The organism is Paenibacillus flagellatus (assembly GCF_003217775.1).
Taxonomy (GTDB): Bacteria; Bacillota; Bacilli; order Paenibacillales; family NBRC-103111; genus Paenibacillus_AB; species Paenibacillus_AB flagellatus.
In genome coordinates, this window is the sequence record NZ_QJVJ01000011.1 from 1 (window position 1) to 22386 (window position 22386).

General features: G+C 63.5%; 18 protein-coding genes and 1 other RNA gene. 3 read left to right on the forward strand and 16 right to left on the reverse strand.

The genetic code is table 11. The features are described 5' to 3' along the window. The 12 genes from DLM86_RS22660 to DLM86_RS22715 all read right to left on the reverse strand — a co-directional run. Positions 1-2678, reverse strand: a 2678-nt coding sequence (locus DLM86_RS22660; protein WP_110842356.1) for a VWA domain-containing protein, incomplete at its 3' end; no start/stop codon positions are given. Further along, a complete protein-coding gene (locus DLM86_RS22665; RefSeq protein ID WP_110842357.1) occupies positions 2662-4626 on the reverse strand; it encodes a vWA domain-containing protein in 1965 nt (654 codons plus the stop codon). The genes DLM86_RS22665 and DLM86_RS22660, both read right to left, overlap by 17 nt. Before the next feature lie 33 nt (positions 4627-4659). Further along, positions 4660-5562, reverse strand: a complete 903-nt coding sequence (locus DLM86_RS22670) for a DUF58 domain-containing protein (RefSeq protein ID WP_110842358.1) — start codon at positions 5560-5562, stop codon at positions 4660-4662. Beyond that, positions 5559-6548, reverse strand: a complete 990-nt coding sequence (locus tag DLM86_RS22675) for an AAA family ATPase (protein WP_110842359.1) — start codon at positions 6546-6548, stop codon at positions 5559-5561. The genes DLM86_RS22670 and DLM86_RS22675 overlap by 4 nt, the downstream gene beginning before the upstream one ends. Before the next feature lie 19 nt (positions 6549-6567). Beyond that, on the reverse strand, positions 6568-8286 hold the full coding sequence (locus DLM86_RS22680) for a coiled-coil domain-containing protein (protein WP_110842360.1): 1719 nt from the start codon (positions 8284-8286) through the stop codon (positions 6568-6570). Positions 8287-8345: 59 nt separating this feature from the next. Continuing rightward, a complete protein-coding gene (locus DLM86_RS22685; protein WP_110842361.1) occupies positions 8346-9185 on the reverse strand; it encodes an ABC transporter permease in 840 nt (279 codons plus the stop codon). Continuing rightward, on the reverse strand, positions 9182-10108 hold the full coding sequence (locus tag DLM86_RS22690) for an ABC transporter ATP-binding protein (protein WP_110842362.1): 927 nt from the start codon (positions 10106-10108) through the stop codon (positions 9182-9184). The genes DLM86_RS22685 and DLM86_RS22690 overlap by 4 nt, the downstream gene beginning before the upstream one ends. Beyond that, complete coding sequence (locus DLM86_RS22695; RefSeq protein ID WP_110842363.1) at positions 10105-12507, reverse strand: DUF4350 domain-containing protein; 2403 nt, start codon at positions 12505-12507, stop codon at positions 10105-10107. The genes DLM86_RS22690 and DLM86_RS22695 overlap by 4 nt, the downstream gene beginning before the upstream one ends. A 246-nt stretch (positions 12508-12753) precedes the next feature. Beyond that, entirely contained in the window at positions 12754-13428 is a 675-nt protein-coding gene (locus DLM86_RS22700) for a TerC family protein (RefSeq protein ID WP_110842364.1), read from the reverse strand. A 212-nt stretch (positions 13429-13640) separates the two neighbouring features. Beyond that, complete coding sequence (thiI, locus tag DLM86_RS22705) at positions 13641-14849, reverse strand: tRNA uracil 4-sulfurtransferase ThiI (protein WP_281272183.1); 1209 nt, start codon at positions 14847-14849, stop codon at positions 13641-13643. After that, entirely contained in the window at positions 14846-15991 is a 1146-nt protein-coding gene (locus DLM86_RS32805) for a cysteine desulfurase family protein (RefSeq protein WP_245954837.1), read from the reverse strand. The genes thiI and DLM86_RS32805 overlap by 4 nt, the downstream gene beginning before the upstream one ends. Positions 15992-16127: 136 nt before the next feature. Continuing rightward, positions 16128-16820, reverse strand: a complete 693-nt coding sequence (locus DLM86_RS22715; RefSeq protein WP_110842367.1) for a lytic transglycosylase domain-containing protein — start codon at positions 16818-16820, stop codon at positions 16128-16130. A gap of 217 nt (positions 16821-17037) precedes the next feature. Between DLM86_RS22715 and DLM86_RS22720 the strand changes: the two genes are divergently transcribed. After that, positions 17038-18126, forward strand: a complete 1089-nt coding sequence (locus DLM86_RS22720; protein ID WP_110842368.1) for a sulfate permease — start codon at positions 17038-17040, stop codon at positions 18124-18126. A 72-nt stretch (positions 18127-18198) separates the two neighbouring features. Next, positions 18199-18393, forward strand: a complete 195-nt coding sequence (locus DLM86_RS22725) for a hypothetical protein (RefSeq protein ID WP_110842369.1) — start codon at positions 18199-18201, stop codon at positions 18391-18393. A 69-nt stretch (positions 18394-18462) separates the two neighbouring features. On the opposite strand, the gene DLM86_RS22730 is transcribed toward DLM86_RS22725, so the two are convergent. The 3 genes from DLM86_RS22730 to DLM86_RS22740 all read right to left on the reverse strand — a co-directional run bounded on the left by DLM86_RS22730 (position 18463) and on the right by DLM86_RS22740 (position 19778). Beyond that, positions 18463-18894, reverse strand: coding sequence for a hypothetical protein (locus DLM86_RS22730; protein ID WP_110842370.1), 432 nt, complete (start codon positions 18892-18894; stop codon positions 18463-18465). Between the two features lie 39 nt (positions 18895-18933). Then, complete coding sequence (locus tag DLM86_RS22735; RefSeq protein WP_110842371.1) at positions 18934-19149, reverse strand: DUF1540 domain-containing protein; 216 nt, start codon at positions 19147-19149, stop codon at positions 18934-18936. Positions 19150-19277: 128 nt separating this feature from the next. After that, the gene (locus DLM86_RS22740) at positions 19278-19778 is read right to left on the reverse strand and encodes a YpuI family protein (RefSeq protein ID WP_110842372.1); all 501 of its coding nucleotides are present in this window, start codon (positions 19776-19778) and stop codon (positions 19278-19280) included. A gap of 199 nt (positions 19779-19977) precedes the next feature. On the opposite strand from DLM86_RS22740, the gene DLM86_RS22745 reads away from it, so the two are divergent. Beyond that, positions 19978-21804: a S8 family peptidase gene (locus DLM86_RS22745; protein WP_110842373.1), complete on the forward strand. Its 1827-nt coding sequence runs from the start codon at positions 19978-19980 to the stop codon at positions 21802-21804. A 162-nt stretch (positions 21805-21966) separates the two neighbouring features. Here the strand turns inward: DLM86_RS22745 and rnpB are convergent. Beyond that, positions 21967-22378, reverse strand: an RNA gene (gene rnpB, locus DLM86_RS22750) — RNase P RNA component class A. Between the last annotated feature and the right edge of the window lie 8 nt (positions 22379-22386).

Below are 22386 nucleotides of genomic sequence, written 5' to 3' on the forward strand. Positions count from 1 at the left end.
GGGCGCGCGGCCGTCGCCGGCGGGGCCGCTTCGGCGGCGCGCGAGCGGAGCCGCGCAAGCGCGGCCGCGGCGGTGCCGGAGGCGGCGGGCGCCGCGGAGCGGGCGCCGCGCGCCGGCGCGAGCGCGCGGGCGAGCCGGCGCCACGGCACGTGTAGGCGCCGCACGGCGACGTCCGCGAGCCAGAGCGCCAGCGCGGCCGCGAGCAGCGCGCGCGACAGGTCGCGGACGGTGCGCTTCGGCGACGCGGAGGCGGCGAACGCCTCCTCCGGCTTGTCGAGCGCGAGCACGCGGCCGCCGGTCAGCTCCGCCAGCTTCGCGAGCTTCTCCGCCCCGCCCTCCAGCCCGCCGATCCGGTATTCCGGAGAGTACGGGATGACGAAGCCGGTCGTCACGCCGGCTCCGGTCCGTTCGCCCCCTTCCCCGGTCCGTTCGATGCTCGTCAAGTAGACGCCGGGCTTCGCCCCCGGCAGCGTGCCGCCGTATTCGCCCGGCGCCGTCGGCTCGAGCGCCACCTCCGTCCGGTTCAGCTCCTCGTCGGTTACGATCGCCTTCAGCTCGCCGTCGTAGCCTTCGCCGCCGCGCACGTCGAGCGTCGCCTCGCCGCCGTTCAGACGGTTCGTCACCTCGTAAGGGGACGATTGGAACTGCGGGAACGTCCACTTGACGATCCGGCTGAAGACGTCCGGAAACCGGCCCCAGCTCACCCAGTCCCCCGACCACTTGCCGGTCAAGTCGCTCGTCCACGCGACCGCCTTGCCCGCCCCGTACTGCCAGCGGGCGAGCAGCGGATCCGGCTCGGGACTGGCAAGCGCCACCTCGGCCGTTTCCTTCGGCGTCGTCGCGATGTACGCGTTGATCGTCGGCAGGCCGCCGGCGAACAGTCCGTTCCATTCCGCCGCCTGGCCGATCGCCGGGACGAACGGCTGGTCGACGATGTACGTGCGCGAGACGAGAACCGCCTCCCGGCTGAAAATCGCCGGTACCGTGCTCTGATCGTTCGTGAAATAGTAGCGGCCGTTCGCGAGCTGCGCAATCTTCTCCAGCAGCTGCGTGTCGGCGCCGTCGCCGATCGCGACCGACGACAAGGTGATGTTGTCGCCGACCATGTTTTCGGCCAGCGCTTCGTAGCTTTGATTCGTCGCCGACTGGCCGTCGGTCAGCAGGATGATATGTTTGCGCTGCGCGTCGACGTCCCGCAGTTTCGCGTACGCCTGCTCCACCGCCGTATATATCTCCGTTCCGCCGTCGGCGGCGATCGAGTTGATCTTATCCGTCACCGCCTTCGGGTCGGTGAGCCGCTGCGGCTCGACGACCCACCACGGCGCCGAGTCGAACGCCAGCACGCCGATCGTGTCCTTCTCCCGCATCAGCTGCACGGTCCGCGACGCCGCCTCCTGGGCGAGCGCGATTTTGTCGCCGGCCATGCTGCCCGATTTGTCGATGACGAGCATGAGCGCGAGCGACGGGATTTCCCGCTTGCCCCGCAAATCCATATAGACGGGCAGCGCCCGCTCGATCGGCGTCTTGAAATAACCGCCGAGCCCGAAGCTGTGCTCGCCGCCGGTCATGACGAGCCCGATGCCGTAGTCGCGCACCGACTGCTCGATCATCTCCATCCGCTTCTCGGACAGCCTCGTCGCCGGAACGTCGGCCAGCACGATCGAATCGTAGCCCGTGTAGTCGGTCAGCTCCTGCGGGAGCATCTCCGGCGGGACGACGTCGTACGGGACGAGGCCGGAATCGAGCACGCCGGCCATATTCGCCGCGGCTCCGGGCGTTCCTTCCACCAGCAGCACCTTCGGCGGGCCGGCCACCCGGCTGAACGCGTACGCCGCGTTGTTCGACGATACTTCGTCGCCGTCCGCGTACAGCTCCGCCCGGTACCGGTGAAGGCCCTGCTCCTTCGCCAACCCGCGCAGGGCGAACCGGTTCGTCCCTTTCTCGAGATCGACCCGCTCGGCGGATAGTTCCCGGTTGTCCTCGTAAATCCGCAGCGTCCCGGTCCCCGCGAACGTGCTCGTCACGGTCGCCTCCAGCGCATACTGCTCCGCCTGGTACAGCTTCTCCGGCAGCGTCAGGGCGTCTACCGAGGCGTCGCGGCGCTCCTTCGGCGGCAGCGGGACGACGTCGACGGGTATGCCTTTATCCCGCAGCAGCTTCCCCTGCCTCAGCACGTCCCCCACGTTCTCGCCGCCGTCGGACAGCAGAACGATGCGAGGCGACGCGTCGTCCGGCAGCATCGTTTCCGCCAGCTGGAGCGCCCCGTCCAGACGGGTGAACGTCTTGTCGACCGCGCTGCCGAACGCGAATCCGGCGACGCCGGTCTCGTCCGGGCTTTTCTCGATCGCCGCGTCCAAGCCGGCCGATACGACGCCGGCCGCGTCGTCGTCCGCTTTGGCGGCGCCCGCGTGACGGATCCACGTCTCGATTGCGGCGTCGTCGGCTATGCTGTCCGACCGGTCGGCGACGAAGACGACCGCCTGGCGCTCGATCGTGGAGAAGCTTTGCAAGCCGGCGAGCGCGAGGACGAGAAGAAACGCGACGGCGCCGCGCAGGCCGACGGCGATCCGTTTGCGCCATCCGGACAGCCGGGTCGCCGTGCGCCACACCCAGACGATATAGGCGGCGGCCGGCGCCAGCAGCAGCAGCCATAAAGCCGATTCAAACCGAAGCCCCACGCCGGTACACCCCCCATTCCCATACGACGAAAGCGAGCGCCAGCACCGCAAGCCAGCGCCAGAGCGCGTACGGCGCCCCACGTTCGGCCGTCGAGTCCGTCAAGTCCGCCGCTCCCGTCCCGTTCGTCTCGCCGCCGTTTGACGCATCGGGACCGAACGACAGCGGCGCGGCCGCCCGCCCCGATTCGCCCGGATCCGGCATGACGCCGAGCCACCGGGTTTGGACCGTATGGCCGGCTTCATCCTTCTCCACGAGCCGGTAAAGGCCCGGGATAGCCGGTACCGGCTGGACGGGCGACGGCCGGCCGGACGACGTTTCGATCTCGGTGCCGGCAGCCGCTCCCCCGTCCTCCGCGACCCATTCGGCGGAGGCGGCGCGCGGCGACACGGCGATTTCTTTGCGCTCGCCCGCGACCGCGCGTCCCAGGCTGCCGCCTTGGGCCGAAGTGAGCCATTCGAGCGCGTTTTGCACGAATACGGGAAACTCGGGCCGCAGCGGCCAATCGGTCCGCTGAAGCGCGAACGCGAGCGCGATGCGCGGCAAGCCGTTCTCCTCGCCCGCGTAAACGAGCGGCACGTTTTGCGCCGATACGATCGGCTTCCCCCAGGATAGCGACTTCGGGAGAAGCGCGGAAGCGACGTGGGTGTCGCGGAATTTCAAATACCGGGTCGCCGGATGGTCGCCGACCGTTATCGCTCCCGCCGGCACCGGCACTTCCGTGCCTTCGAAGCCGGATTGGACGTACAGAACCGGCTTCGACGCCAGCAGCTTTTGCCAGGACTCCGAGGCGAGAACGGACGCGTCCACGGCATCGATCGCGATCGCGTCCGGTCCGTTTCCATCCCTCGCCGTATCGATCCATGCTTGCGCGTCGTCCGGGGCGAGCTTCGTCACTTCGGCGCCGGCCAGCTGCAGCGCTTTTTCGAGGAACAGGTTGCCGGTTCCGACGCTCAGCACCTTCTTGGGCCGATCCCCTTCGAGAAACGCGTAGGACACGTCGTCCGCGCGCATCGCGTCGGCGCCGCCGGCGTCCAGCTTGTACCAATCCGCCGCTACGAGCCGCTCGAAATAAACGGACGCCGTCTTGCCCGGGTCGACCGTCGCCTTTCGGACTTCGGCCAAGCTTCCGCCCGCGTACAGGGAAAGCTCGACGGCGGCGGGCGCGTCGCCCCAATTTTTAATCGTGGCGACGGCCGTGACCGCGGTCTCCCCGCTCTCGGACGTCGGGGCGCGCTTCACCCCGAATTGGGCGACCGACACGTTGCCGGGCGCGGCCTTCCCCGCCTCCTCCGTCGACACGACCGTTACCGGCACGTCGAACGACAGCCCCGTCGCCGGCTCCGCGAACTGCCCGTCCGTAAACACGCGAATTTCCGCGTCCGCATCGCCCCGGGTCAACGCGGCCGCAAGCGACATCGCCTCCTTGTACGCCGTCTTCCCGTAGGACGGCTCCACTCCCGCGATCGTTTCGCGAAGCGTGCCGATGTCCGTCTCCCTCGTCAGCAGCACGTCCGCCTGCCCGCCCATCGCGATGACGGTAACCGCGCTTTCCGACGCGTCGCTCTCGATCCAGTCCGTGACGAGCCGCTTCGCCCGCTCGAGCCGGCTTTCCGGCTCGCCGCCTTCCGCTGCGGGGGCTGCGGCCGTCATGCTTGCGGACCGGTCCAGCACGACGACCGCATGCCCCTTCGCCTTCCGCTCCGACCATACCCACGGCTGCATCAGCGCGAGTACAAGCATCGCCGCGACGAGCAGCTGGACGATCATAAGCAGCCGGGAGCGCAGCTTCTGCCACGGCCGGTTCGCCTCCAATTCTTTCAGCACGCGGTTCCAGAGCAGATGGCTGGAGACGGGCGTATCGATATAATTGCGCTTGAACAAGTAAAGCAGCACGATCGCCGGCAGCGACAAGCCGAACCATAAGGCGGCGGCGGAATCGAAATGCATGGGCGACTACCTCCTTCCGGACGGGATTCGGGACTATTGCAGCACGCCGCTCTTGCGCATCGTGACGGCGAGCCATTCGAGCGCGGGAACGTCGGTCGGCGCGATCGCGTACGCGATGCCCCGTTCGTGACAAAACCCGCGCAGCGATTCCGTGTACGCCCGGAGCGCCTCCCGGTACGCTCCGAGCACGCCGCGCGACATCGCGACCTCCTTGCCGATGCCCGTCTCGACGTCGATCAGCCGCAAATCCCCCTCGTACGAAGGACGCAGCTCCTCCGGCGACAGCACCTGCACGACGACGACCTCCTGGCGGGCGGCGAGCAGAAGGCGAAGCGTCTCCCGAACGCCCGATTCGTACAAGAAGTCGGAAAACAGCCACGTCATCCCCGGCCGCCGGGGAAGCTCGCCGGGCTGCGACAGCGCCCGGTGAAGGTCGCCCTCTCGTCCCGCCGGCGCATCCGCCAAGAAGCGGAACAGCCGGTGGGCGGACGACTTGCCCCGCATCATCGGCAGCGTCGCGGCGACGCGGTCGCCGAACAGCCCGGCGCCGACCCGGTCGTACCCGGCCAGTGCCATGTAGCCGATGCACGAGGCGAGCGTCTTCGCATAACGCAGCTTGTTGGCCCCTCCGGACGACTCGCCTCCCGTATCCATCGATGCGGACACGTCGACCCACAGCCGCACCTGCAGCTCCTGCTCGTCGTGAAACAGCTTCACGAACGGCTTGCCGCTTCGTCCGTACGCGTTCCAGTCGATTTGGCGAATATCGTCGCCGGGCGCGTACAGCCGGTAATCGGCAAAATCGAGCGACGCCCCTTGCTGACGCGACCGGCGCCGGCCCTGCATCGTTCCGCGGACGCGCGTTTTGGCCATAATCGACATCCGCTCCAGCCGGACGAGCATCTCCGTGTCCAGTCCGAGCGCCTCGCCGCTCATCGGCGGGACTCCAAGGCGGCGAGCACGTCGCGCAAGATCGCGTCGGTCGATTTCCCGGCCGCCTGGCCTTCGAAGTTGAGAAACAACCGATGCCGCAGCGCCGGAACCGCCACCTGCTCCACATCGTGGAACGAGACGTTCAGCCTGCCCGCGCACAGCGCCCGCACTTTGGCCAGCGATACGATCGACTGGATGCCGCGCGGACCGGAGCCGTACTGGACGTACCGCTTGACCGATTCCGGCGAATCCGGCTCGTCGGGATGCGTCGCCATCAGCAGCCGGACCGCGTAATCGAGCACGTCGTCGGCGACGAGCATATGCTTCGCCGTCTCTTGAATCGCCGCGATCGCTTCCCCGTCCGCGGCTTTTTCCGCCCGCACCGCCGTAGGCGACGTCGTGCGCAGCACGATTTCCTTCAATTCGTCCTTCGTCGGGTACGAGACGTTGATTTTGAGCAGGAACCGGTCGAGCTGCGCTTCCGGCAGCGGGTACGTGCCTTCGTTCTCGAGCGGATTTTGCGTAGCGAGCACGAAAAACGGCTTCGGCAGCGAATACGTTTCGGAGCCGACGGTCACCGTCTTCTCCTGCATCGCCTCGAGCAGCGCGCTCTGCGTCTTCGGCGTCGCCCGGTTGATCTCGTCGGCCAGCACGAGGTGTCCGAACAGCGGTCCCCGCTGGAACCGGTACGTCGTCTCGCCCTGTCCGCCGAACTGGATGACGTTCGTGCCGGTAATGTCGGCGGGCATCAAGTCCGGCGTGAACTGGATGCGCGAGAACGACAGGTCGACCGCGTCGGCGATCGTCCGTACGAGCATCGTCTTGCCGAGTCCCGGTATGCCCTCCAGCAGAGCGTGTCCGCCGGCGAACAGGCACCACAGCATCTGCTCCACGATGTCCTTCTGGCCGACGATGACGCGGCCGATTTCCCGACGGATCGCCTCCACCGTCTCGAGCTGCCGCCCGAGCTGTTCCTTCGATTCGATCATGATCGATTCGCTCCCCTCGTCACCGGTTCGGTTGAATTTCCGTAAAATAGTCGCGCACGAGCTGCTGCATCGTCTGCGGCAGCTCGGACCGGCCGAGCGACCGCGTCGCTTCCGTCTCGTATTCCTTGTACACTTCCTCGTATGGCCGCGAAACGCCGTCGACGGCGGGGGCGGACCCGCCTTGCTGGATGTCGCCGACGCCCGTTCGCGACGGGCCGCCGTCGACCTGCGTCTCGCCGCCTCCGGTAGGGGTGCGCGGCGTGCTCACGAGGCCGCGCGAGCCGCTGCCCGTACCGCCGGCGAGTCCGCCGACGCCGCCGCCCGCTCCCCCCGGGGTGCCGCCGGCACCGCTGCCGCTGCCCGAGCCGCCGCCCGTACCCGTGCCGCTCCCGGAGCCGCTTCCGCTGCCGCTGCCCGAGCCCGGCTGCGCGCCGCCGCCGCCCCCTTGGCCGGGCGTCGCGCCGCTGCCGGCGCCGGGGACGGCTTGCCCGCCCGCCGGCGGAGCCGCCGCGGCGATGCCGGCGGCCATACCGCCCGCGCCCCAAGCGGACGGCGGGGCGATGCCCTGCGCCAACATCTGCTGAGCCGCCTGCAGCCCGGCCTGCGCGATTTGGCCGCTCAGCTGTCCGGCCTGCGCGGCAAGCTGCAGCTGCGAAAGCTGCGAGGCGATCGATTGCGCAAGCGCTTCCTGAAGCGCCCGCAATCCTTCCTCGCTCAAGCCCGCTTCCGCGCCCGCCCCGCTTTGCTCCCGCGCTTCCGCGGCCAGCGCCGCCAGCGCCTCCTGCAGCTTGCGCCGCACCTCTTCGTCGGTCGCCGCCGCCGTCGTCGCCAGCTTGTCGAGCGCATCCGCCAGCTCCCGCTTCTGCTCCGGCGTCATCCGCGCCGCCTCCCGTCCGAACGCGTCCAGCGCGGCGTCGAGCCCTTCGCGGTTCAGCGACGCGAGGCTGGCGCCGGCTTCCTTCAAAGCCGGGTTCGCCTCCCACGCCTTCGCCCACTGCTCCGCCTGCCGCATCTCCTTCTTCCAGGCGTCCTCCTGCTCCTTCAGCTTCTTCATCGCCCGCTCCATCTCGTCGAGCGCTTCCTTCGCCGTATCGCTGTCGCGCAGTCCTTGCTCGAGCGACTCGAGCTCGCGGCCGAGCTTGTCGAGGCCGATCGGGGGCAGCTGCTGCGACTTCAGCTCCTCGCGCTTCTGCTCCGCCTGCTCGGCCTGCTCGGCGATCCATTGCTTCTCCGCCTGCCGCTTCGCGATCGCGTCGTCCATCGGATTCGGCCACGCGAGCAGCAGCACGAGCGCGACCCCGAGTGCCGCGGCCGCCCCCGCCGTCTTCGGCTGGCGGGGAAGCGGCAGCCGCGCGGACGCCTCGCGGGCGAACGTCTCGGCGAACCGAAGCGCCTCCTCCCGCTGCAGCCGAGCGACCGGCGAATCCGATCCGCGGTGTGCGAGCGCCGTGCCGATCCGCTCCTCCAAGCCGCCGACCCGGTCCATCACGCCGGCGGCCTCCCTCTCTCCCGGAGGACGGAACGCCGCTCCGACAATACCCGCCGCGACGCCGATCGCGACGAGACCGGCCGCCGCGTAGCGGACGTGGGCGATCGGCGCGAACCGACCGACCGTCGCGAGCGCGACCGCCGCCGCGGCTCCCGCGAGCAGGCCGATCAAGGCGAACCGGACGACGCGCAGCACGATTAGCCGTCTGCGCACGCGGGCGACATGCTGCAGCAACTGTTCCGTATGCATGGGACATCTCCTTTCGAGCGTACGGCTTGGTCAGACTCGGCTTGGCCCGAAGTCCGCGATTACAGCGTCCGCTTCTTCCCGCGCGGCCGCAGGAAGCGGATCGCGAGCAAAATCGCGACGATCGAGATCAGGACATGGAACGGCACGAACAAATGCCACAGCTTCAGGCCGGCCCAGCCGTTGCGAAAAAATTCCTCCGAGAAATTCGGCTCGAAAATGCTGATCATCGCCGCCATCGGATTCACTCCGATCAGCAAACCTGCAAGCTCTCTTGCCGAACTGTTCGTCACCGCCATGATGAAGATCGCCGCCAGCCCCGTAAACACGTACAGGAACAGCCCGACGCCGTACGTGACGATGAGCGAGACGACCGTCTTTTTGAGCAGCGTCGAGAACAGCACCCCGATCGAGCCGAGCGCGATCATGACGAGCACGTAAAAGGCGAACACGGACACGAGCTGCCCGGGCGATATGCCGCCGAACAAAAACACGATGCTGTAAACGGGCAGCGTCGCGAACACGATCAAAAACATGAAGCTGAGCGCCGAAAACAGCTTACTCAAAATAATCGTCGCCGAGCTTTGCTGCGTCGTCAGCAATATGTTCAGCGTCTGCTTCTCCCGCTCTCCGCTAATGACGCCCGCCGTCAAGCCCGGCGCCATGAAGCAGACGAGCACGAGCTGGGCGCCGCTCAAAAAGTAAAACAGCATCCGGCTCGACTCCGGGTTGAACCCGCGGACGCCGCGGTTGTGCATCTCCATATAAATGTACCCGAGCGCGAGAAGCCCGATGACGATCAAATAGGCGAGCAGCGCAAGCGGCGAACGGATCGTGCGCATGCGCAGCCGGAATTCTTTTTCGAGCACGGGATTGATCCACTTTTGCCTCCAGGCGCTCATGCCCGCACCCCCTTCGTAATTTCCAGAAAGACGTCTTCCAGGTCCGTCTGCGCCTCGCTGAACGACAGCACCTTGTAGCCGCCGGAGACGAGCAGCTTGAGCAGCTCCCACTGCTCCTCGTCCCGACCGCCGAAATGAACGTGCACGCCCAGCTCGTCGTGCAGGACGAGCGATACGAGCGGCAGCTCCTTCAAGAAGGCGACCGCGTCCTCCTCGCGGTCTACGAACCGGATATGCAGCACCCGGTTCGCCCGCATCCGCTGCTGGATGTCGGTTACTTTCCCTTTCGCGAGCAGCACTCCGTTCTCGATAACGCCGATTTCGTCGACCATCTCGGCGAGCTCCGGCAAAATGTGCGACGAGATGATGATCGTCTTGCCCATCGTCTTGAGCTCCTTCAAGATTTCCCGCATCTCGATGCGCGCCCTCGGGTCGAGACCGGACGCCGGCTCGTCGAGAATGAGCAGCTCGGGATCGTGGACGAGCGAGCGCGCCAGACAGAGCCGCTGCTTCATGCCGCGCGAGAGCGAATCGACGTAGAAGTCCGCTTTATCGGTCAAATTGACGAGCTCGAGCAGCTGCGGAATGAGCTTGAGCCGTTCGGAACGCGGAATGCCGTAGCTGGCGCCGTAAAAGTCCAAATACTCCGTCGTTTTGAAATTGTCGTAGACGCCGAAGAAGTCCGGCATATATCCGATCAGCCGCCGCACTTCTTTCGGGTACTCGGTCACCTCGTACCCTCCGACTTTGGCCGTCCCCGAAGTCGGAAGAAGCAGCGTCGCCAAGATGGACATCGTCGTCGACTTGCCCGCCCCGTTCGGGCCGACGAAGCCGAACACCGTTCCTTTGTCGATCGTCAGATCGAGACGGTTGAGCGCGGTAAAGTTGCCGTACGTTTTCGTCAGCTCCCGGATTTCGATCATCGCTTGACAGCTCCTTCCACGGTCAAATCGGGGTAATTGAACCGGCCGCCGTTTTGGCTGTTCGTTACTTTAAGACGAATGCCGTTGCCGCCCGTCAACGCTTCCTTCAGCTGCTCGGCGGTCAGCTCCGTCTTCCCTCCCTGCAGCGGGGCCCACGATTGCTTGCTCTCGTTCCACAGCTCCACCGCGAACGACGGCTGCTGCGCCATCGACAGCGTCGCCTTTTCGAACTGCCATTCTTTTCGTTCGGGAAGCCGGAACACGATCGTAAAGTCGCCCTTGCCCACGTCGATGCCCCCGTTAAAGTACGAGCTCATATGCGTGACGTTGCTCGTCTCCACGAACGGCGTAAGAATGCCGCGCGGGATGAACACCCGATCGCCTTGCACGAAATCGAGCTTGAGCCGCTGCACGAACATGTCGATCCGCTCGCTCGCGACCGGCTTGCCGTCGATTTTGAACAACGCTTCCTTCGACTTCGCGAAACCGATCAAAGTCGGCTCGAGCTGACGAGAGTTGACGGGGCCGTTCCATTTCGACTGGGAGTAGCTGTTCAATAGCGACCGCTCGCGCTGATTCATATCCCGATTGCCTTGATAAGGAAAAACGTAGTTCCCCCAATCTCCACCCGGCATGCCGGGGGAAGCGGCCGGCGACAATTGGAACGGCTTCTTCTCGCCCGGCTTCATGTCGCCGATGCGAACCCATTGCGAGCCGAAGAACAGTCCCGCTTCGTACAGATCGCCTTTTGTCAAGTTCGTCACTTCGCCCTTGACGCCCGAAGCGTCGATAGAGATCGAATAGTCGAACTTGCCGGCATCGGACACCGCTTCCTGCGCGCCGAACGCCTTGCGCACCGACCAGAACGGCACGTTCTCGAACGAGGCTACCGTCCGTTCGGCGTCCGTGCGAATAATCATGTCGGCGTTGCCGCCCTGCAGCGTGCGTCCGTCGTTGACCATAAACGGCGAAATGCTCCGTTTGCCGCTCCATTCGATCTCGTAGTCGCCCCCGCTCGGGACGAATACGGACGAGGCGGCCATCCGCGTCGCGCTGCCGGTCCCCGAAAGCTCGTTGACGGCGAGCGTCTGAGCGAGCGTCGAGCCGCGGTCGGAGGCGCCGACGGCATAGATGAGCACGCTCGTCACGACGGCGATGGACGGGATGGCGAACCACGCCCATTCCCGGCGGTCGATTCGTTTCAGCACCAAATAGAGCGCGGGCGCCACCACGATCGCATAGACGAGAAACAGCAGCGTCAGCACGCCGTAAGCGGGAGGGACCAGCTCCGGGAACTGTTCCAGCGCGTTGTTCAGCTCCCACATATTGTCCCACGCCCCCATGGGGCCTCTGCTCGCTCCGTTCGATACGAGGGAGCCCGACAGCAGCCGTTCCCATATCGCCGGGTTCCCGGTCCACGAGGCGACGGGTTGAAGAGCCAGGTCGTAGGCGACGTATGTAATCGAACCTTGACCATGCCGCTTTTCGACGATGAGCGGAACCCCTTTCTCCGCATACAGCGTCTCCCCATCCTTCACCGTCGCCGACGACACCGTGAACGCACCGTTCAGCGGCAGCTCCTTCCCCGTCGCCCTTGCGAACTCGTCCAACGTCGTGACGGCCGTCGTCCCCGACACGGTGACGGGCGACCATTCGCCGAACGCCGCCGCCGTCTTCGCATAGCCGGCCCCGCCGGCGAGCACCAGCCTGCCTCCGCGCTCCGCCCACGCCGCGATTTGCTTCGCCTGCTCCGGCTTCAGCGCGTCGGTCGGCGCGTCGTTGAACGCGATGACGTCGAGCCCGTCAAGCATCGTCGCTTCCCACGGGAAGTCGGCGATCGGCAGCCTCACGGTCTGGACCTGGTACCCTTTCTGATTCAGCAGCGACAAAAAGTTGAGCGTATCCGGATCGCGCGCCACGACGCCCACGAAGAGCGTTTCGGGCGATATCGGCTTCGTCTCGATCGATACGTTGCCTTGCGAGAACGGAACCGGCGAGCCTTGATCGACCCCTTTGTCGTAAAAAAGGACGATATTGTTGTTGGCATTCATCATTTTGCCGGGCAGCGTCATCCAGACGACCTTCGTCGTTTGCCGCGGCAAATCGACGTGCTGCGCGTATACGACGCTTCTCCCGCCGTTCGGGTCTCCCGTCATCCGCACGGCCAGCTCGCCGGACACGTCGTCACCCTTGTTCGTCAACGTAAACTTGACCGGAAACCATTTTCCGTTTTTCATTTTGCCGTCGATGCCGGGCTCGACAACGATGTCGATCGGCCCTTTTTGCGCGAAAGCCGTTTCGACGGCGGCAGCGGCGAACGCCGCCCATAGAACCGCGACCATCAGCGCGGCTCCGATCCAGCGGGCCCACCGGCTCCGCCCGTAGATGCGATTATCCACTTCGGTTCCCCTTTCCGTTTCCCCTGCCGTTCTTCCTCCATTATAGACGAAGCCGGCGCGAAAAGGTTACATGGGCGGACAACCGTATCCGTAATCCGACAAGTGCGAAGCCGTGTCCGCCCTGAACGGGGTTCGAAGCCGCCGTTGTGCCGGGCGCGGACCATGACGTCGGTTGGGCCGACGAAGCCGCGAAGCAAAAAAAACAACCTCCGGACAGCTCCGGAGGTTGTTTCGCTTCGGGAACGCTCAAGCCGGCCTGCCAGCGGCCGAATGCGTCCGTTTCCATATGAAACCGGCGAGAATGACGAATACCGTCGTCACGACCGGGATGACCCAATGCGCGGTGTTGTTGTGATGCAGGACGTACTGCTGCATTTTCTCGTCGCTGACGAACATTTCGCCCGACGTATAGCCGAGAATGCCCGCGCCCGCGTAGACGAGAATCGGGAACCTGTTCAGCAGGTTCATGACGAGCGTGCTGCCCCAAATAATGATCGGAATGCTGAGCCCGATCCCCAAAATGATGACCGGGATGTTCCCTTCGGCCTTCGCCGCGATCGCCAGCACGTTGTCGAGGCTCATGACGAAGTCGGCGACGATGATCGTCCAGATCGCCTTGCCGAGCGATGACGCCTCCTTGACGTGTGCGTGGCTGTCGTCGTCCGCCAGCAGCTTGACGGCGATCCAGAGCAGCAGCAGCGAGCCCGCCGCTTGGATGTAGGGCACGGTCAGCAGGTAGACGGCCACGACCGTCAAGACGAGACGCAGGCCGATCGCGCCGAACGCCCCCCACCAAATCGCCTGCTTCCGCTGATGCAGCGGCAAATTTTTGCTGGCGAGCGCGATGACGACCGCATTATCCCCGCTCAGCACGATATTGATCAGCATAATTTGCAGAAACAGCAAAAACCAATCCAACATGAGCAATCCTCCCGCTTTGAATCGCATGAAAGCATAAGCCGCCGCCGACCCCCGCCGGCGAACGGGAAGCTATACCGGAACCGTACGGCCGCGACGCGAAAACGTTTCGTCGGATACGACGGAAAATCGCATACATTGTACCTTATTCGACGCGGGTACAGGCTATGCGAATGAAATCGTCCTCGGAACCGTCCACGGAATCGCCGACCTCCTCAAAACAACCGGTCTTCCTCGGACGACTTGTCGTCGGGCTTGATCCACATCGTCTCCGTCTTGTCCACCGCCTGGCGAATCGCCTCCGGAAGCCAATCCTCCATCCATTCCTCCTGCCGCTCGACCACCTTCAGACTCGGATTCGTCGAAGGCGATTTCGGCACGAACAGCGTGCAGCAGTCTTCGTACGGAAGAATCGAGATCGGAAACGTTTCGAGCTTCTCGGCGATCGTCATAATGTCGATTTTGTCCATCATGACGAGCGGCCGCAAAACCGGGAGCGTCGCGGCGCGTCCGATCACGTTCATGCTGGCGAGCGTCTGGCTGGCCACCTGTCCCAAGCTTTCGCCGGTCACGATGGCGAGCGCCTCGCGCTTCTCGGCCAGCTGCTCCGTAATGCGGAACATCGCGCGGCGCATTAGCGTAATGAGCAAATTTTCGCGGCACGTCTCCTTCAGCCGGGTTTGAATGTCCGTGAACGGGACGAGATGGAGCATGATCGAGCCCGCGTAATCGGACAGCACCCGGGTGAGGTCGATCACCTTCTGCTTCGCCCGTTCGCTCGTATACGGGTAGCTGTGGAAATGAACCGCCTCGATGCGCAGCCCCCGCTTCATCGCGAACCAGCCGGCGACGGGGCTGTCGATGCCGCCTGACAGCATGAGCATCGCTTTGCCGTTGCTGCCGAGCGGGAAACCGCCCGGTCCGGGGACCGATTCGGAATAGACGAACGTTTCGTTTTGGCGTATTTCGATGCGCAGCTCGACGTCGGGATCGTGCACGTCTACCTTGAGCCCTTCGACATGCTGGAGCACGTGTCCCCCGACAAGCCGGTGCATTTCGAACGTATCGTGCGGAAATTGCTTGTCGACGCGTTTGACGCTCACTTTGAACGTCTCCGGCTTGACCGGCAGCCGGCTCATCGCCCGGAGCGCCGCCTCCCGGATCGGTTCAAGCGCGGACTCGGTCTTGATCGCCGGACTGAACGACAGAAGGCCGAACACCTTTTCGAGCGCCTTCGCCGCAGCCTCGAACCGCTCCCCGTTCAGCTCGACGTACATGCGCCCGTACGATTCCGTCCGCAGCACCGCGTTCGGGAGCGGCTTCAGCACCCGTTTGATTTGCTGCACGATTTGGTTTTCGAAGCGGGCCCGGTTTCTTCCTTTCAGCATGAGCTCGCCGAAGCGGAGCAATATAACGTCGTTCACCGGTACCTCCTTAGCTGTTCCACCGTTTGCTGCAGCGCATCCGCCAGCCGGTCGATTTCGGCCGCCGTATGGTCGGCCGACATGCTGATGCGCAGCCCGCTCGACGCCCGCGCGCGATCCGCCCCGCAGGCGAGCAGGACGCGGCTGGGCCGGTCTTCGCCCGACGAGCAGGCGGACTTGGTGGAAATATAAATGCCGTGCTCTTCCAACGCATGCACGACGACCTCGGACTTGAAGCCCGGCGCGGAAACGTGCACGATGTGCGGGGCCATGTCCGTCTCGGTCGCGGAGCCGTTGTAGACAAGATCCGGAATCGATTGGAGACGGTCCAGCAGCTGCCGGCGCAGCTCCATTAGCCGGGCGAACGCCGCCTCTCTTCGTTCCATCGTCATCCGGAACGCTTTGGCGAGCCCGACGATGCCCGGCACGTTTTCGGTGCCGGACCGGTCTCCCCCTTCCTGCCCGCCGCCAATCAGAATCGGCTGCAGCGTAACGCCTTTGCGCCGGTATAGGAAGCCGTTTCCCTTCGGTCCGCGAATTTTGTGAGCCGACGCCGAGAGCAGATCGATGCCCCATTCGGCCGGCTGCACCGGAATTTTGCCGACGCTCTGCACGGCATCGACGTGGAACAGGACGCGCGGCTTGTCGCGCAGCGCGGCCCCGATTTCGCGGACCGGCTGGATCGTGCCGATCTCGTTATTGACATGCATGACGCTGACGAGAATCGTGTCGTCGCGCACCGCGCCCAATACGTCCTCGGCGGTTACCCGCCCCGTCCCGTCCGGGGTCACGTACGTCACCTCGTAGCCGAGACGCTCGAGATAAACGCAGCATTCAGATACGGAAGCGTGCTCGATGGCGGTGGTGACGATATGTTTGCCCCGTCCTCCGTGCTGCAGCGCCGTTCCGATTACGGCCAAGTTGTTGCTTTCGGTGCCCCCGGAGGTGAACACGATTTCGTCGGGATGCGCTCCGAGCAGCCTGGCGACTTGTTCTCTAGCCTTCGCGAGCAGACGCTCGGCGTCGATCCCGATCCGATGGATCGAGGACGGATTGCCGAAATGGCGATCCATCACTTCCCGCACCGCATCGACGACTTCCTCGTATGGAGGGGTTGTGGCGCAATGGTCGAAATATAGCATCCGTCTTTCTCCTTTATTTCACTCGAAATCCGCGGCCCTCGCCCGAGACCGACAGCAAAAAAGACGATCGAGCCGGTTTCGAGAAAAACCGGTCGATCGCTCCTCGCCCTCGGCCCGTCGCACGGTCCGCTTATGGCTATAGCGCCGCATACTGCAGCTTCGTATCCAATACCCGGCGGACGTAGCGCTGCGTCTCCTGGGGGAGCAAATGCAGCTTGTCCCGCAAATCGGCGTCCGTCCGGATGCCGAGCCTGTCGACTCTGCCGGGGCCCGCGTTGTAGGCGGCCAGCGCTACCGCTTCGTTGCCGTCGTATTTGCGCAGCAGGCCGGACAAAAACCGGGTGCCGCCATCTATATTTTGCGCCGGATCGAAAGGATCGGATACGCCGAGCCCTTCTCCCGTTCCGTCCATTAGCTGCATAAGCCCTTTCGCCCCCGCCGACGAAACCGCGTAAGGATTAAACGACGATTCGTGATGGATGACCGCCTTGATCAGGCTGGGCTCGACGCCGTACTTGGCGCCGGCTTCCGCCACCAGCGGATCGTAGGCGCCCGGCCTCGACGGTCCGTAAGCGGAGCGCTGCATGCTGTGCAGCGCCGTATTGGCCGTATAGGCCGCCATCGGCAAGCCGGCCGCACCGGCGCGTCCCCCGTTCGACGCGGAGGCGTTCCCCGCCGACGGCTCGGCCGACGCGGTCGCGAGCAGCGAGTCGAGCAGCGTCAGGAAGTCGGAGGAATCGGCGGAGGTACCGCCGGATGACGACAGCGGATTGCCCGGTTGGAACTGAAGCCGCAGCAGCTGTTGGATCATTCTCGGATCGATGCTCATGGTCCAGCCTCGTTTCGACAAGTAAGTTCTCACCTATTGTACACCGTTTTCGTCCGGACGAACAGTCCGTAGTTCGGAGTCCGCTTATGGAAATGCCGCTTTATCAGTTTTTCTTATCGATTCGTAAAAATAGGCTGATCCGCGTTCACCCGGTAGGCGACGTTCCCATATCGTAACTAAGGAACCGGTAAACCGGACCGAATAGGAGAGGATTGCTGTGGTGCTTGGCATTATTGCGTTTGCAACCGCCTTTTTTTTCGCGGCCAACATAGGAGCGAGCGGTACGGCAGCCGCCATGGGAGCGGCATACGGGGGAGGCGCGCTGCGAAGCCGGACCGCGGCCGTATGGCTTGTCGCCGCTTTCGCGGTAGCGGGAGCGATGCTGGGCGGCGGCGAAGTCGTCACGACGATCAGCAAAGGGATTATCCCGGAATCGATGATCTCGATCGAGGCGAGCGTCGTCATCCTGCTGTCCGCCGCGATCACGCTGTTTTCCGCCAATCGGATCGGGATCCCGCTGTCGACGAGCGAGGTGGCCGTCGGCAGCATCGTCGGCGTCGGGATCGCGTTTCGGAACGTGTATTGGGGAAACGTCGCCTTTATGGTCGCGGTCTGGATCGTCCTGCCTTTCGCGGCGTTCGCTATCGCCTACGCGCTCGGCCGGGCGTCGCGTCCGGTCGAGAGACTGCTCGCCCGCCTTCTGCCCGGCGCGGCGCCGAAGCTGCTTTCGGCTTGCCTCATCGCGATGGGCTGCTACGAAGCGTTCTCGGCCGGCATGAATAACGTCGCGAACGCGATCGGGCCGATCGTCGGAGCGGGGCTCATTGGAACCGGCGCGGGAATCGCGCTCGGCTCGCTGTTCATGGCGGCGGGAGCGATTGCGATGGGCGGCCGGGTATTGGAGACGAACGGCAAAAAAATTACGAAGCTGACGCTCATGCAGGGCAGCGTCGTTTCCTTCACCTCGGGGACGCTCGTCATTATCGCCTCGATGTTCGGCCTTCCCGTTCCGCTGACGCAAGCGACGACGATGGCGATTATGGGCGTCGGCACCGAGTCGATCGGCACCTCCCTGTTCCGGCAGCCGATCGTCAAGCGCATTTTCCGGGTATGGCTGTACTCCCCTTTGATCGCGATGATCGTGTCGCTGCTGTTGATGGAGACGGTGCTCCACGGCTCGTTTTGGTTAGCCTTCGCCATCGTAGCGTCACTCGCCTTCACGCTCGCGCTGCTGCTGCGCAAAACGAAGCTGCCCGCCGAAACGGCGGAATGTTACGCGCGACAAGCGGAGAAGCCGCTTCCTTGAAAAGGGAATACCGGCGGCATCGATGGCGCATACTGGTAGTAGCTCGATTCGCGCGCAAAGGTGGGAACAGCCTTGCTGGAATGGATAAACCGGATCAACCTGCTATGGACGTTCGTCTTTTTGCTTGCCGGCCACGCCTTGCTGTATTATTCGTTAGGCAACGCCGATTGGTTTACGCTGGCGCTGCTCGCCGCCCTTGTCGATACGGGCGTCGTAGCGGTCATCCAGACGCTCGGGCGCATTACCCGGAAGCAGTCGAACGATTGAGTTTCGCCGCGGGAAGCGGCACACGACGAAAAAGCACCGAAATCGGTGCTTTTTGCGTTCCACGAATCGCTACGTATAATAAGGAACCAACACGAGATACGAAATGAGGGCGATACCGCCGATAACGACCGACCATGCGCCGAGCGAGCGGCTCCCCTGCACGTAAGCGATGATGCCCAGGACGATCGCCGTTCCGCCCATAAGCGCCGGATAAACGAACAGCGAAGCGATCGCCAGCGCCAGCGCGATCCAGCCGATCGTCTGACCGCCCGTTCGCACCGTCGAGCCTTCCTCGGAGCGGGTGGCGACTTGCTGTACCGGCTGAACCGGTTCGGCGTCGGTCCGGTTGAGCGCGTTCCGGTTCGCCCCTCCGAGCATCGCGGGAGGCGCGACTTCCGTCGCGTATTCCTCGTCGTACGATCGTCCGGATTCCCGGCCGATCTGCTCGCGCTTGTTGTTGTTCAGCGCGTCGTCGAATTCGTCGAAACGTTCGTTATCCATGGAGCCAACCTCCCGAAAGACGCCGCTTGAAGCTCGTCTTTATTTTTTCGGCTTGAACGTATGGCAGCACGTGGCGGATGAAGCGGGAGCGTGATCTTGATGATCCGAATCGAAGCTTTCCCCTGCGAATTCTTCGTCGAACGTCGCTTTTGCGTGCCGGTCGATTTCGATCATGATCGCGTCGGCCTGGCAGTTGTTGTTCTCTCCCCAGAACGCGCAGTTCGAAACGCTGCATTTCACCAATGGCTTTGCCATCGATCCTCACCTCCATTCACAAGGTTCCCGAACGGAAGCCCCCCTATCCGAGGAGGTCAATCCCAACTTCGCCGCCCAACAAAAAAAGACGCGGCCAGATCCGCATCTTTCGCCTTTCTTCTATTCGATTATACCCGTTCGCCCTGCATCCGGCGCTGCGTCATATAATCCGTCTCGTAGTAGGACAAGTCCTCGCGAAGCTCCTCGAAAATTTTGGACAGCTCGATCGTCAGGTTGCGCGCTTCGCGGCTCGGCTTTTTGCGGAACCGGATCGCATCCTGACCCGTGTACGCGTACCGGCCGTCCTCGGAATAGCATTCGTTCTTCGGATAAAAGAAGCCGTTCACGCAGTTGTGGTACACGTCGTACAGCGTCCGTTCGGCGAAATCTTCATTGAAGTTCGGCCGGCGCAGGCTGACGCCGAGCTTCTCGTAGGCGACTTCGCAGAAGACGAGCAGGTGGCGCGTATCCGACAAGTAGCCGCGGTAAAATTCGTCCATCGCCGGATCGTTCTCGGTCAGCAATTGCGGCAGGCTGTAATGGTTCAAGAAAAGCTCCATCTTGGCGATGGCTTCTTTTAATTTCGTCCGGGACGTTTCGCATAAATTTTTCACTTGGCCCGTTGTCATTTCATTGACCTCCTCATATGTCGGAACGGTTCGCGGGGAACACGTTTGCTAGCACACGCCATTTCTTTCATCGTATCATAATTCGCCCTGAAAAGTAAGCCGATGCTGCATCCAATTTACCGCCAAGAGCGGCCATGCATAATTCGAATTCGACAGCCTCACCTTAAAGAAAATAGCTGAATTAGGAGGACGCCGATCCATGTGGAAAAAAGTAGCATCCGCTTCTTTCATTATCGTATGCGCGCTGTTCCTGTTCTCTTCGGCCAACCGGACGCGGTCGCCCGATTCCGCCAATCCTTCTCCCGAGCGCGAGCTGCAGATCAAGCAATCGATGCTCGAGCGGGACGTAAGCATGACGGAACAGCTATGCCGGACGCAATGCTCTCTCGACTTCAAAGAGACGCTTCATCAATTAAAACCCGGATCGACGGGCGATGTCAAGTCCGCCTTGGACGACATGCGGAGCCACCACAAGCATATGGAATATTTGGAATGGAGCGGCCCCGCCGGAACGGCGCCCGTCGGTTCGGGCCATGTTCCGGAATCGGTACGGGAGCCCGTCGAAAAGGCGCTTGACGAAGCAAGGAAAAGCGTCAAGGCGGGCAAGCCGTACCAGTCGGACAAAATCGGCGAAGGCGGCGAGCAGCAATACGTCGTCATGGGCGAGCCATCGGCCGACGGCTCCTCGTCGCTCGTCGGGCTCGTACATCAAGATATTTTGCAGAAGGTTGCGATCGACGCGCGCAAAAATTTGCGCATCGTCCCGTATCCGAGCGATAAACGGTGGAAAATCGAATCGGTCGATTCGAATACGCTGAAAGATGTGAAGGTCGATCACCCCGAAGATAACGAAGGAACGAGCCATTACCACGTCAATCAGATCGTCGTCAAGTTCCGCCGCGAGCCGACCGAAGCCGAGTTGAAGCAAATCGTCGCGGAAATCGGCGCCTCCTCGAAGGAAAAGCTCGGCTATACGTACGTTTTCGAATCGTCGCATATGGAAGCGAAGCAGCTGATGGACTATTTTCAGAAATGGAACGTCGAATACGCCGAGCCGCACTTCCTTTACTTGACGAACGAGGCGGTCGAGCCGAACGACATGCTCTACTCGCGTTACCAATGGAACTTGCCGGCCATCGAAACGGTGCCGGGCTGGGACGTGACGCGCGGCAGCGAGGAGGTGGTCGTCGCCGTCGTCGATACGGGCGTCGACCTGAACCATCCCGATTTGAACGGACGCACCGTCGAAGGCATCAACATCGTCAGTCCGAACAGCCTGCCGATGGACGACGTCGGTCACGGCACCCACGTCGCCGGGGTCATCTCCGCGCTGGTGAACAACCGCGAAGGCGTCGCGGGCATGTCTTGGTACAACCGGGTCATGCCGGTCAAGGTGCTGGACGAGACGGGCGCGGGTTCGACGTATTCCGTCGCGCAAGGAATCATTTGGGCGACCGACCACGGGGCCAAGGTGATCAATATGAGCTTGGGCAACTATGCGGACGCGCAGTTTTTGCACGATGCGGTTCGGTACGCGTACGACCGCGACGTCGTGCTCATCGCGGCGAGCGGCAACGACAATACGGAGCGGCCCGGCTACCCCGCCGCCTACCCGGAAGTGTTCGCCGTCGCCGCGACCGATGCCAACAACCAGAAAGCGTCGTTTTCCAACTACGGCGACTACATCGACGTCGCCGCGCCCGGCGTCAATATCGCCAGCACGTACCCGGACAACCATTACGCCGCGCTGTCCGGCACATCGATGGCGAGCCCTCACGTCACCGCGCTCGCGGCGCTCATCCGCTCCGTCAACCCGTTGCTGACGAACGAAGAGGTGATGGACATCATGCGCCGTACGGCGAACGATATCGGCGACAGCGGCAAGGACCGATATTACGGCTACGGCCAAATCGACGTCGTCAAGGCGGTGTCCCAAGCGGCTCAGACGCGTGAGTCGCTTACCTTTTGGCCGGAATGGTTCGAGCGCGAGGCGGCACGGCTCGCCCGCAAGTACAAGGAATCGTAACGCATCGTGCGAATAGGTACCGCAAACGCGGAAAAAGGCGGCCGACGGCCGCCTTTTTCCTCTATGTATCCGGCAATTAGAGTGGCGCGATGCCGCTCCCTGCCGATGAATCGTCGCGAGCAAGAGCGATGGATCGCTCGTTCTCGTCTTCGTCGTGGCATGCCGGAAAGTTTGCCGTAAGCCGGGTTCTGTACTTCCGGTGGTCGTAACGGGCACCACAACCCTCCCACCATCGAAGTGACAATCATCTATCTAGGTCCGGCATTGCTGCCGGACTCCAGCGACCAACCCGAACGCGCCTCGGGCAAAGGCTGCGGAATCGGCCAAGCCGTCCGCCGCGTTCTCTTCGGTCTTGCTCCAAGTGGGGTTTACCAGGGAATAAGTCGCCATATCCCCTCGTGGTCTCTTACACCACGGTTCCACCCTTGCCTGTTCGCCTTGCGGCGCCATCGGCGGTCCGTTTCTGTGGCACTATCCTTCGGCTCGCGCCGACTGGACGTTATCCAGCACCCTGCCCTGTGGAGCCCGGACTTTCCTCCCGTGCGAATGCACCGGCGATTGTCTGTCAAACTTTCCGAGACT

What these genes read in the sequence shown, in the direction of transcription:
- DLM86_RS22665 (WP_110842357.1), bottom strand. Translation starts at nt 4,626, where the DNA reads ATGCATTTCGATTCCGCCGCCGCCTTATGGTTCGGCTTGTCGCTGCCG.
- DLM86_RS22670 (WP_110842358.1), bottom strand. Translation starts at nt 5,562, where the DNA reads ATGAGCGGCGAGGCGCTCGGACTGGACACGGAGATGCTCGTCCGGCTG.
- DLM86_RS22675 (WP_110842359.1), bottom strand. Translation starts at nt 6,548, where the DNA reads ATGATCGAATCGAAGGAACAGCTCGGGCGGCAGCTCGAGACGGTGGAG.
- DLM86_RS22680 (WP_110842360.1), bottom strand. Translation starts at nt 8,286, where the DNA reads ATGCATACGGAACAGTTGCTGCAGCATGTCGCCCGCGTGCGCAGACGG.
- DLM86_RS22685 (WP_110842361.1), bottom strand. Translation starts at nt 9,185, where the DNA reads ATGAGCGCCTGGAGGCAAAAGTGGATCAATCCCGTGCTCGAAAAAGAA.
- DLM86_RS22690 (WP_110842362.1), bottom strand. Translation starts at nt 10,108, where the DNA reads ATGATCGAAATCCGGGAGCTGACGAAAACGTACGGCAACTTTACCGCG.
- DLM86_RS22700 (WP_110842364.1), bottom strand. Translation starts at nt 13,428, where the DNA reads ATGTTGGATTGGTTTTTGCTGTTTCTGCAAATTATGCTGATCAATATC.
- DLM86_RS32805 (WP_245954837.1), bottom strand. Translation starts at nt 15,991, where the DNA reads ATGCTATATTTCGACCATTGCGCCACAACCCCTCCATACGAGGAAGTC.
- DLM86_RS22715 (WP_110842367.1), bottom strand. Translation starts at nt 16,820, where the DNA reads ATGAGCATCGATCCGAGAATGATCCAACAGCTGCTGCGGCTTCAGTTC.
- DLM86_RS22730 (WP_110842370.1), bottom strand. Translation starts at nt 18,894, where the DNA reads ATGGATAACGAACGTTTCGACGAATTCGACGACGCGCTGAACAACAAC.
- DLM86_RS22735 (WP_110842371.1), bottom strand. Translation starts at nt 19,149, where the DNA reads ATGGCAAAGCCATTGGTGAAATGCAGCGTTTCGAACTGCGCGTTCTGG.
- DLM86_RS22740 (WP_110842372.1), bottom strand. Translation starts at nt 19,778, where the DNA reads ATGACAACGGGCCAAGTGAAAAATTTATGCGAAACGTCCCGGACGAAA.
- DLM86_RS22745 (WP_110842373.1), top strand. Translation starts at nt 19,978, where the DNA reads ATGTGGAAAAAAGTAGCATCCGCTTCTTTCATTATCGTATGCGCGCTG.